This window comes from Serratia odorifera (genome assembly GCF_041448735.1).
In the GTDB taxonomy this organism is placed as follows: Bacteria; Pseudomonadota; Gammaproteobacteria; order Enterobacterales; family Enterobacteriaceae; genus Serratia_F; species Serratia_F odorifera.
Map to the genome: position 1 here is coordinate 558,894 of NZ_JBGMUT010000001.1, position 10,623 is coordinate 569,516.

The 10,623-nt window shown below is 52.3% G+C and carries 10 protein-coding genes and 1 tRNA gene; 6 read left to right on the forward strand and 5 right to left on the reverse strand.

Annotated features, from left to right (window positions below; genetic code table 11):
* Positions 1–56: 56 nt before the first annotated feature.
* Positions 57–1,580 carry a glycine betaine/L-proline transporter ProP gene (gene proP, locus ACCC84_RS02565; RefSeq protein ID WP_088499662.1) on the reverse strand — a complete coding sequence of 508 codons (1,524 nt, stop codon included), beginning with the start codon at positions 1,578–1,580 and terminating at the stop codon, positions 57–59.
* Positions 1,581–1,940: 360 nt separating this feature from the next.
* Here proP and ACCC84_RS02570 point away from each other — a divergent pair, with 360 nt between their 5' ends.
* The 6 genes from ACCC84_RS02570 to ACCC84_RS02595 all read left to right on the forward strand — a co-directional run bounded on the left by ACCC84_RS02570 (position 1,941) and on the right by ACCC84_RS02595 (position 4,995).
* Positions 1,941–2,549: a hypothetical protein gene (locus ACCC84_RS02570; protein ID WP_039992221.1), complete on the forward strand. Its 609-nt coding sequence runs from the start codon at positions 1,941–1,943 to the stop codon at positions 2,547–2,549.
* A gap of 88 nt (positions 2,550–2,637) precedes the next feature.
* A complete protein-coding gene (gene cho / locus ACCC84_RS02575; protein WP_198772699.1) occupies positions 2,638–3,489 on the forward strand; it encodes an excinuclease Cho in 852 nt (283 codons plus the stop codon).
* Between the two features lie 113 nt (positions 3,490–3,602).
* Positions 3,603–3,696, forward strand: a tRNA-OTHER gene (locus ACCC84_RS02580).
* Between the two features lie 176 nt (positions 3,697–3,872).
* The gene (locus ACCC84_RS02585; RefSeq protein ID WP_004964355.1) at positions 3,873–4,172 is read left to right on the forward strand and encodes a sigma-S stabilization anti-adapter protein IraP; all 300 of its coding nucleotides are present in this window, start codon (positions 3,873–3,875) and stop codon (positions 4,170–4,172) included.
* A gap of 118 nt (positions 4,173–4,290) precedes the next feature.
* The gene (locus tag ACCC84_RS02590) at positions 4,291–4,794 is read left to right on the forward strand and encodes a YlaC family protein (protein WP_004964354.1); all 504 of its coding nucleotides are present in this window, start codon (positions 4,291–4,293) and stop codon (positions 4,792–4,794) included.
* A gap of 69 nt (positions 4,795–4,863) precedes the next feature.
* Entirely contained in the window at positions 4,864–4,995 is a 132-nt protein-coding gene (locus ACCC84_RS02595) for a hypothetical protein (protein ID WP_004964351.1), read from the forward strand.
* Positions 4,996–5,591: 596 nt separating this feature from the next.
* Here ACCC84_RS02595 and ACCC84_RS02600 read toward each other — a convergent pair.
* The 4 genes from ACCC84_RS02600 to mdoC form a co-directional block, all read right to left on the reverse strand.
* Positions 5,592–7,313, reverse strand: coding sequence for a potassium/proton antiporter (locus tag ACCC84_RS02600; RefSeq protein WP_039992220.1), 1,722 nt, complete (start codon positions 7,311–7,313; stop codon positions 5,592–5,594).
* A 288-nt stretch (positions 7,314–7,601) separates the two neighbouring features.
* Positions 7,602–7,826, reverse strand: coding sequence for a hypothetical protein (locus ACCC84_RS02605; protein WP_004964345.1), 225 nt, complete (start codon positions 7,824–7,826; stop codon positions 7,602–7,604).
* Positions 7,827–8,137: 311 nt separating this feature from the next.
* Complete coding sequence (locus tag ACCC84_RS02610) at positions 8,138–9,154, reverse strand: acyltransferase family protein (protein ID WP_004964343.1); 1,017 nt, start codon at positions 9,152–9,154, stop codon at positions 8,138–8,140.
* A 215-nt stretch (positions 9,155–9,369) separates the two neighbouring features.
* Positions 9,370–10,500: a glucans biosynthesis protein MdoC gene (mdoC, locus tag ACCC84_RS02615; protein ID WP_371901507.1), complete on the reverse strand. Its 1,131-nt coding sequence runs from the start codon at positions 10,498–10,500 to the stop codon at positions 9,370–9,372.
* Positions 10,501–10,623 lie beyond the last annotated feature (123 nt).

Genomic DNA, 10,623 nt, shown 5'->3' on the forward strand with positions numbered 1-10,623 from the left:
GAAGGAGACAAAAAAAGCCACCCGCAGGGGTGGCTTGATGGGTTATCCGGTGCGAATCAATCCAGTTTTGGATGCTGGTCAATCAGCATCTGTTTTTTCTTCTCCAACGCCTGGATCTGGGTTTCCAGGTCGGTGATTTCATCGCTGATGTTTTCTACTTTTTGCTCGATGTTATCGTAGGTTTCCTGTAGCAGCTCTTTGGCTTCGCTAGGGTCGGATGCGGCCGGCGTGGCACCGCGCAACGGCTTGTTGGCCGTTTCCTTCATGTACAGACCGGTAATCAGACCAATGATCGCCACCGCCATCAGATAATAGGCCGGCATATACAGGTTGCCGCTCGATTCCACCAGCCAGGCGGCGATGGTCGGCGTGGCGCCGGCAATCAGTACCGAAATATTGAACGAGATCGCCAACGCGCTGTAGCGAATATGGGTCGGGAACATCGCCGGCAGGGTAGAAGCCATGACGCCGGTAAATGAGTTGAGCAATACCGCCAGAATCAACAGGCCAAGGAAGATCAGGCCGATAACGTTACTGTTGATCAGGATAAAACACGGCACCGCCAGCAACAGCAGACCGACACTACCGCCGATGACGAACGGCTTGCGGCCGATGCGGTCGCTGGTCAGCCCGATTACCGGCTGGACGAACAGCATGCCGATCATAATGGCAATGATGATCAATACGCCGTGGCTTTCCGAATAATGCAGGTTATGCGACAGATAGCTTGGCATATAGGTCAGCAGCATGTAATAGGTGACGTTGGTGGCGATGACCAAACCTACGCACACCAGCAGGCTACGCCAGTATTTAGTAGCAATCTCTTTGAACGAGGTGCGCGGTGGGTTTTGGATCGCTTCGCGATCGCCTTTTTCCATTTTATCAACGTGCTGTTGAAACGCGGGGGTTTCTTCCAGCGCATGGCGTAGATACAGGCCGATAATGCCGAGCGGCGCCGCCAGGAAGAACGGAATACGCCAGCCCCAGTCAAGGAAGTTGGCTTCACCAACGATGCTTGAAATCAGTACCACCACCCCGGCGCCGAGCACGAAGCCGGCGATGGAACCGAAGTCCAGCCAACTGCCCATAAAGCCGCGTTTGCGGTCGGGTGAGTATTCGGCCACAAAGATCGCGGCACCGGAATATTCACCGCCCACCGAGAAGCCCTGTGCCAGTTTTGCCAGCAGCAGCAAAATCGGCGCCCAGATACCAATCGTGGCGTAGGAGGGGATCAAGCCGATACAGAAGGTACTGACCGCCATGATGATGATGGTGATGGACAGCACCTTCTGTCGGCCGAACTTGTCACCCATGGCGCCGAAGAACACACCGCCCAACGGGCGCACCAGGAACGGCACCGAGAAGGTGGCCAGCGCGGCAATCATCTGTATGCCGGGGGAGGCTCCAGGGAAAAATACTTGCCCCAGTGCATAGGCGACAAAACCGTAAACACCGAAGTCGAACCATTCCATCGCGTTACCCAATGAGGCGGCGGTAATCGCCTTCTTGAGCTTGGTGTCGTCGATAATGGTTATATCGTTAATATGCATGGGTTTATGGCGTTTTTTTCTTAGCTTCATAGCATCATCCCTTAATCCATTGGTCGAGCGTGAATTCGTTATCCTGGTTCACGTTTATCTGCCCAGATATCAGTATCTTTAATCTTAGCGTGCTCCAGCCGCTTTAGTGAAAATCATCGTTCAGCGTCAGCGTTTACCCTCTGCTGCGTGATAATCGGAGTTATTTCATTAATGTGAGTAATATTTTTTTTGCTATAGCTTAACGTTATATGTGACGACGATCAAATTATGACGGCCGGTTTATCAAGCGTTTAGTGGCGTCGCTCGACGAAAAATCAATAACAAGCGCATGAATTGCCAAGGTAAATTGCAGCCTGAATCGCTAGTATACGCGCCATGAATATAATAACGGGCGTTACTATGCAGGTTCAGCTACATCTTATTGTTAAGAAAATAATCTCCTTTGCTTTGCAGGCTGCGATGTTGGCCGCTCTGGTCGGACTGATATTTATCGATGTGCATTGGCTACACAATTTTGTCTACGAAACCTCGCTGACGGAGCTGATGCAGGAAGTCCTGCTGTTGGCGATAGCGCTGGGCTTCTTTATTTCTGGCTGGCGGCAACCGCCGTACCGGCCAGCGCGCGTGCTGATCGGCGGCTTTTTTCTCTGTATGCTGATTCGCGAAATGGACTTTGTCTTTGACTATCTGCATCACGGTGCCTGGGTATGGTTTGCCCTGCTGACTGCGATAGGGTGTCTGGTGTATGCACTATGCCGTCCCGCGGCCACCGTCAATGGTCTGGCGCATTTTTTGACTCATCCCAGCTACGGCATGATGTGCGCCGGTTTGCTGTGTATTCTGGTATTTTCACGTTTGTTTGGCATGCATCAATTGTGGCAAGGGCTGATGCTGGACGGCTATGACCGGGTGGTTAAAAACATGGTAGAAGAGGGCTGCGAACTGGTGGGATATGCGTTCTGCCTGTTTGCCAGCTACCGCTATCTGAGAGATGGCGAGAACACCTGAGCTGGCAGACGCTAGGCAATGGCGACATTTAACGCTACACTGTATATAAAAACAGTTATTGCGTTGATCTGAGAGTATATACGTTGCCATGCTACCCAAGCGATTAGAGCCTGAGCTCGACATTTATCAATATCCGGAGCATTTGCGTGCCTGTCTGGCGACGCTGCCGAAGGCGCCGGGAGTGTACGTGTTTCACGGTCAGCGTGACGGCATGCCACTGTACATCGGTAAAAGCGTCAATATCCGTAGTCGGGTGATGGCGCATTTCCGCTGCAAAGACGAAGGCAAGCTACTGCGGCAAACACAGCGTATCTCGTTTACAGAAACCGCCGGCGAACTGGGTGCATTGCTGATCGAAGCGCAGATGATCAAAGCGTTGCAACCGCTGTTCAATAAGCGGCTGCGCCGTTCGCGTCAGCTATGTTCGTTGCATTTGCAGGCGTCCCGGCTGGAGATTGTGTATGCCAAGGAGATTGATTTCGCGTTGACGCCGGCGCTGTATGGCCTGTTTGCCAACCGTACTGCTGCGCTGGAGAAACTGCGCACCATCGCCGACCAGCAACAGCTGTGTTATGGCCGGCTGGGTCTGGAAGCATTGCCGCCGGGCCGAGCGTGTTTTCGCCATAGCTTGCACAAGTGCGCTGGCGTCTGTTGCGGCAAGCAAAGCGAGGAGCAGCATCAGCAGCGCCTGGCACAGGCACTGGAACAGTTGCGCATCCACTGTTGGCCTTACGCCGGCAGGGTGGCACTGCATGAACAGCGCGGCGATTTTAACCAGTACCATATTATTCATAACTGGTTTTACCTGGGTACGGTCAGCGCGCTGGAACAGGTGGCGGGCCTGCAGCGCAGCGCCAGTCATTTTGACAGCGATGGCTACAAAATCCTGTGCCGGCCGCTGCTGAATGGTAATTATCCGATCATCGACCTCAGTGAATAATGGATGTGAACAGCCGGTAAGTGGTGAGATTTATCTGTAATTAGTTGCTATAGTGGCATTTTGTCTTGTCTCCTTAGGGTTAATATGGATAATGACCGTCGAAGCGAAGGAATGCGCTATTAACTCAGTTGGCAGAGTGATTGGTTTTAACATGCTTTTTGGCTACAAAATTGATAGACGCGGGTTCGAGTCCTGCATAGCGCGCCAGCTTCCTGAACTCTACGCAGCGGTAGGCTAAAGCGCACCCGGGTTGATTTGCACTATCGGCTCCTCGTTGGGATTTTCGGGTGTGCTTTACCCTACCTGCTTCACGCCTCCCTGAAGATCGATCCTTTGCTAGACTGTAAGAAGGCAGGTTTTCTGCCCGGCAACCGGAGGTCGATATGTCTGAATCTGCCCAACTGCAAGAACTACTGCAACGCGTCGCCGCGCTGGAAGCCCGTGAAAAAGCGCTGACGGCGGAATCCAATGCCTATCAAGCCATTATCACGACCCTGCTGGGCAATCTGGACAAGTCGCTGCGTGATGACGTCATTGCCATGATCGATAAAGCGCATGAGATTGCCTATGCACGCGCCATTCAACGCGGCAACGGTTGCCAGCAGAACAAGATCAAGCAGGCGGACGACGTTGCTCAGCGCATGTTCATGTTTGCCCAGGGGCAAGCGTCGCAGTCACGCTGAAACTATAACAGTTGCCGGTTTTTAATTGCTGAACTGATCTACCTCGGCAAACTGTACTTATGTTAGTTTGGCGCGTAATTATCGATAGTAATAATACTTTCCTGCCAAGGTTGCCGAGATGGACGCGATTAAAAACATTCTGCTGCAAGAAATCGACCACATTAACCAGCGAGAAGGGCGTGACGGCAAGCCGCGCTTCAACAGCGAGTTTGCGCGTACCCATCGTTATCTGTGTCTGGCGATGTTTGCCGGCTATTTTGCGGTGATCGGCGTGATGTACCCGGTTCCCTACCTGGGACTGTGGTCATTGATCGGGTTTACCGCATTTGTGCTGTTCATGTTTGCCATGCTGCTGGTGGAGATCAAACCCGTATACCGTTTTGAGGATATCGGCGTGCTTGATCTGCGGGTTTGCTATAACGGCGAATGGTATTTTACCCGGGCATTATCGGCACAGGCGGTAGCGGCGCTGTTGGCTGAACCGACGGTCGGCATGGCGCTGAAGTCTCGAGTGCAGGAAATACTCGCCAACAAAGGCGAAATTGATTTCTATGACGTTTACGACCTGGCGTACGGTAAGAAGCTGCATAACCCCGGCGCGTCGGTAGCGTTGGTCAATTGAAGGGTTTGCGCCTGCCAGGATGTCGATTATACTCAGCGTTTGAAGCCCGTTAAGTGTAAGGAAGTTGCGATGAGTGATGATATTTTCGATTTTGACATCGATGCAGAGTTAGCCAAAGCCGAACAAAAAGCCGCCGAGAAAGCAAAAGAAGTTCCCGAAATGCTTGAAGACGAAGCGGACTGCGAAGGCTGTAAAATCTGATCGTGAATCGCTAAAAAACCGCCGCGGCGGTTTTTTTATGCCTGCTGTTCAGTCCAGAACAAATCCCCAGATCAATAACCCCGCAACGATCAGCACGCAAAGTGCCGAAACGGTGATCAAGATTTTCCCCAGTAAGTCTCCATCATGCTTACGCTGCGTCACGTTACGTCATCCAACCAGAATTTTATGAATTAAATCGGCAACGCCAAGATTAACGCCGACCAGTATTAACACCGCGGCTATCATTATGGCGATAAATTTTTTACTGTTATTCAAACCAATACCTACAATTACCTGCGTGTTCCCCGGTGCCGGCTCGGCTTCCCGGTGCATTTTACCGCGCTAAGGTCAGCGTTTTATTATTGCCAGTATTATGAGCTTTCCTATCGCCATAAGTTCCAGAACTGTTCGCGTTGTTTGTCTTGAGGTGGCGAAAGCGGCTCTAGCGTGGCCAGCGGCCTTGAGCGGCGTATTCGACCGGCTGCGTCAGGAGACTCGAAGTCGGCAGAGTCGCCAGAGGGCTGTCGAAGGCGGCAGCGGTTTGCCGGGCTGCACGACGGGTTAGATCACCGGTGCAGCCTCAACGACGGCAGTGGTTAATCGTCGCCGATTTTTACGCCAATCTTGCTGACCTGATTGCCTTCCATTTCGGCGATGGTCCAGGTAAGGCCGTCCCATTCAATATGGTCACCCACCACCGGTTCGCCACCAATCATCTGCAGCACGAACTGCCCCAGCGTTTGCTGTTCATCAACGCCTTCCTGCAGATTCAAACCATAAATCTGCGAAATATCGCTCAAGCGGGCATCTGATTGCAAAATAAAATCGCCGAAGAAGCGGGCGTCGAGCGTGACGGGCGGAGCATGGCTGAACAGCTTGCCCAGCGTTGGCAAGTCATGCTCATGGCCGATGACGCACAGAATATCCTGTTCGCGCAGGCGGGTGCTGCCGCTTGGGTGCAGCAGTTCCTTACCGCGAAACAGCGCAGCGATGCGGGTACCCGGTGGCATTTTCAATTCGCGCAGCGCGGCACCCACGCACCAGTTGTCGGCCGACAATTGGTAGATAAACTGCTCCCACTGGTTTTCCGGATGAATATCCAGACCAACGCGCGAAATGGGCGTTAGCGCCGGTGGTACCACCACTTTGGCTTTCCTGGCGGCAAAAGCCAGCGTGGTGCCTTGCAGCAACAGCGAAACCAGCACCACGAAGAAGGCGACGTTAAAGAACAGATGGGCGTTTGGCAAGCCGGCCATCATTGGGAATACTGCCAGAATGACCGGCACGGCGCCGCGCAGGCCAACCCAGGAAATAAATACCCTTTCACGCAGGGTGAAGTTACGAAACGGCAGCAGGCCCAGGAATACCGAAATCGGGCGGGCGAACAGGATCATCCACAACGACAACAGCAGAGCCGGCACGGCAATCGGCAGCAGATTGCTAGGCGTCAGCAACAGGCCGAGCACCAGGAACATGGCGATTTGGCTCAGCCAGGCCAGGCCGTCAAACGTCTGCACGATGCCATGGCGGTTGCGAATCGGCCGATTGCCGAGCATCAGCCCGCACAGGTACACCGCCAGAATGCCGCTGCCGTTTAACGCGGTGGTCAGCGCAAATATCAAGATACCACCGCTGACTGCCAGCAGAGGGTATAGCCCTTCGGGCAATTTGATGCGGTTAATCAACGCCATCAGCAACCAGCCACCGCCGAGACCAAAAATGATCCCCATGCCGAACTGTTGCAGTAAATGCAGCGGGAAGCTCCAACTGAGGGTGGTTTCTCCGGCCGAAATCATTGCGATCAGCGTAATGGTCAAAAAAACCGCCATCGGATCGTTACTGCCGGACTCGATTTCCAGCGTGGCCCCAACGCGTTCGTTTAACCCTTTGCCACCCAACAGCGAAAATACCGCCGCGGCGTCGGTTGAACCAATAATGGCGCCGATCAACAGCCCCTGGATCAGATCGATATTAAATAACCAGGCGGCTGCCAGCCCGGTTAACCCGGCGGTGATCACCACGCCGACCGTGGCCAATGACAGGGCCGGCCATAAGGCAACGCGGAAAGAACTGACGCGCGTACGCATGCCGCCGTCAAGCAGAATCACCGCCAGCGCCAGGTTACTGACCAGATAGGCCACGGGATAATTGTCAAAAGGAATGCCGCCAATGCCGTCAACGCCGGCCAGCATGCCGATTGCCAGGAAGATAACCAGAATGGGGATGCCAAGACGTGATGAGAAAGAGCTGAGGAGGATACTGGCCCCTACCAACACGGCGCCGATAATAAACAAACTGTTGATCGTGCTGGCATCCAAAATGACCTTCTCCTTTGGCTGGTTAACGCGGTGCGCGGTCGCGCCTCGGCCTGCTAATGATAGCCTGTTTCCCGGGTAAAACGCCAAGGCTGATTTGGCCAGATTTTGACTTTTATTGTCACTGTGGCAGGAAAACACCGACAAGAACGTTAAAAGTAACGTTGTTTCCTGGTTTGTTTATTTATATCAGTCGCTTGAAAATGAATGTAGGGAAGAATCATGATGGTTGTCCGGCGGATAAAACCATTAAACCCCATAGGGGATTTAATGGTTGGTAGAAATGGCCGCTCAGTGATCGAGGGATTGCAGGGCTCGCCTGATCAATTCAGAGGCCAGCTTGCGTTCGCCTTCAGAAACGCCGTCCAGATTGAAGTTGGCCAGGTCGTGTACCAGAATGCTGCGATCTTTGCCGCTGATGGACGCGTCCAATGCTGACAGCAGCCTGCCCAGAATCTTTAGCAATGTGGTGTTGGCCGGCTCGGCTTGCTGTGCTTCGGTGTTGTTGTCGGTCATAAAAATCCTCTCTGTCGTGACGGAAGGGCGCTAATGCCAGCACCGCCAATTGAGTGGCGCTGTCGTCCCTTAGGGTTCATTGAGCCCAATCGCTACCGTAAGGCAGGGATGTGGATTTCCACTTATGCAAAGCAGTTATAACAACTCGCTGCCATATACTCCAGTATAACTTTGCCGCAGTTCTGCTCCTTGAGATGAGCAATGCGTGCTTTGTCAGCCTGAATAATATTGGAGGCGAAAATAGATTATATCGGGTTTGTGGCATTTTGCGGCAGGGGGACAGGGGCGCGACATCGCCCCTGGTTAATACGTTATGGTGTTTTGACCTTGCGCTGTAGCCACGAGATATGTGGCCGCTCCAGCAGGAAGGTAAGATGCAGGCGAGTAATGACGTAATAGGCGATTACCGGGGCAATCAGGCCAAACAGCGTGCCGGCGATAACGTGGATAGCCCAGTTGTCGACGTGCAAGCCTTTGCTGAGGGCAATGCGCAGGCCACTACCGGCAAGAATGTGCATCAGGTAAATCACCATGCTCAATTCGCCCAGCTTACGCAGCCATGCCAGATCGCGCCGTGCCAGCAACACCGACAGGCAGACGATAAAGGCAATTGCCACGATGGCGAGCAGTAACGACATGATGCCGGTATCGGTATAATTGAGCCCCAAATAGCCATGGAATAGCCATTCCAGTACCACAAAGGCCACCAACGCCAATCCGGCGACACCCATGCCGACATTGGCAATCGCCGAGGCGTAGCGAATCGCCAACGCGCCAAGCAGGAAGAAGATCATAAAGCGAGTGATGTAATCAAAGTGGGCAAAATTCCCCAGGCTGTTTTGATAAATATACAGCGCGGCGGAAATCACGATCATCACCGGCAGTATCAGGTGGAACTTGTCCTTTTTATACAGCAGCGTGGCTACCACAAAAATCACGAACAGCGCATACAGGAACCAGAACTGTGCGCGTGGATGGGTAAACAGCATCAGCACATCGGAAAAGCTGGAGGGGTTGTTGGTATAGCGGGACAGCACTACTTCGATACTGCCCTGCAACAATGACCAGATGATGTACGGATAGACAATGGTGTCAATCTTGCTGATGATAAACCGTGTTTTGCCTTTGCGATTCAACGACGGCGCGAAGAACAGCCCGGACAGGAAGAAAAACAGCGGCATATGGAAACTGTAGATCACGCTGTCCAACAGCTGGTAGGACGCGTCCGAAAACTGAATGCCGGCGCTGTACAAACCACGATTGACGTGGCCGAAGACCACCAGAATAATGCCGATCCCTTTGGCATAATCTACCCAAGCTTCTCTCATTATTAACCCTATATTTATGGTAAATCGATCGTGTAGAAAGCGTAGCCGGGCATTGGGGTTTTACAACGGAGCTGAATCGCAAAACGCAGCTTTTCAGAAAATGATTAGGAATGGCGGAATAACACTTGCTTCGCAGGTCAACGGTCAGCGTCGTTTACCGATTGGCGAGAGGTGAGGGGAAGCGCGCTTCCCCTGGTTGGCCTGGTTGGGCAAGCCTATTGCGGTTTGCCGGAAAATAGAAATTTCAGTAATGGTACGCGCTTGTGTGCTTCATATAAGGCAAAGGCCAGGCCAAAGACAAACACCAGTCCCAGCGCGAAGCCCAGCAGATTATTACCAATATAAGGCGTGATAAAGGCGCCATATATCAGCGTCAGCGGGTGGTGTACCAAATAGATGAACAGTGAGGCGTTGACCAGATAAGTAATGCGCGGCGAATGTTGATTCAGCAGCGCATGGCCAAATGAAAACACCACGTTAGTCATCAGGATACCTAGTAGCGCCTTGATGATGATTTCAATTTCAAACATAAAGTCGCTGTGCGCCAGTAGTTTCTGGTTCAGCATATAGGCGATGAACAACAGCAGCGACCCCAGCACCGCCCACGGCGATGGCTTGAGGAAAATGTCTTTAAGCCATGCGTACTTGAAGGCGTAGGCGCCAAGCACGAAGAACGGCAGATAGAACAGGGTTTCCATCACCACGAAGTTGAACACCGCGTTGGGCAGGATCTGCGGCGCGAAGGTTAAAATAATCCGGTGTGCCGTTGAATAGAGCAGCGCATACAGTAGGAAATAAAGTAAGATCTTTCCTAAATTAGTCATGCGATTGATCGGGTAGGGCGCAATGGGGGTAGCAATCGCCTTAATTCGGCGAAACAGATAAAAGCAAACGCAGGTTAACAACGCCAGGGTTAATAAAAACCACAGGTGTGAAACCAATTCCCAAATTGTTACATTTATTTTTCCGTACAGGGAAAACGCATTCCAGCCGTTTAATTTATCCGTGAAATATTTCAGCATAAAGAACTGTGGAATGGTTATTAATGGTATCGAGCTCAGCAGCGGAATGACCACGCGTTCCAGCCTTACCTTCAGCCAGCGGCGGCGCTCATAGCGCTGGTACAGCATAAAGGAAAAGTAGCCGGAAATGATAAAGAACACCTGCATGCGAAAGGCGTGGATCACGTCGTTCAGCACCGTCAGCGAGAACGACGGGCTGGCGCTGTTGACCGCCCAGCCGTGGCTGGAGTAAATCAGAGAAAGATGAAAAGGAACGCCGAGCAACATTAAATACGCTCGGATTGAATCAAGAAAAAACTCGCGTTGGTTGCTGCCGTTTGTCATAGATTACCGCTGATAATTTTTATTGAACCGTCATTAACCTGCTTATTAAGTCAGCATGCGTTAAATCGCAGCCCAAACCCTACTATACCGATTCATAATTTTCCATAGCGTCTTGCTGCCGGG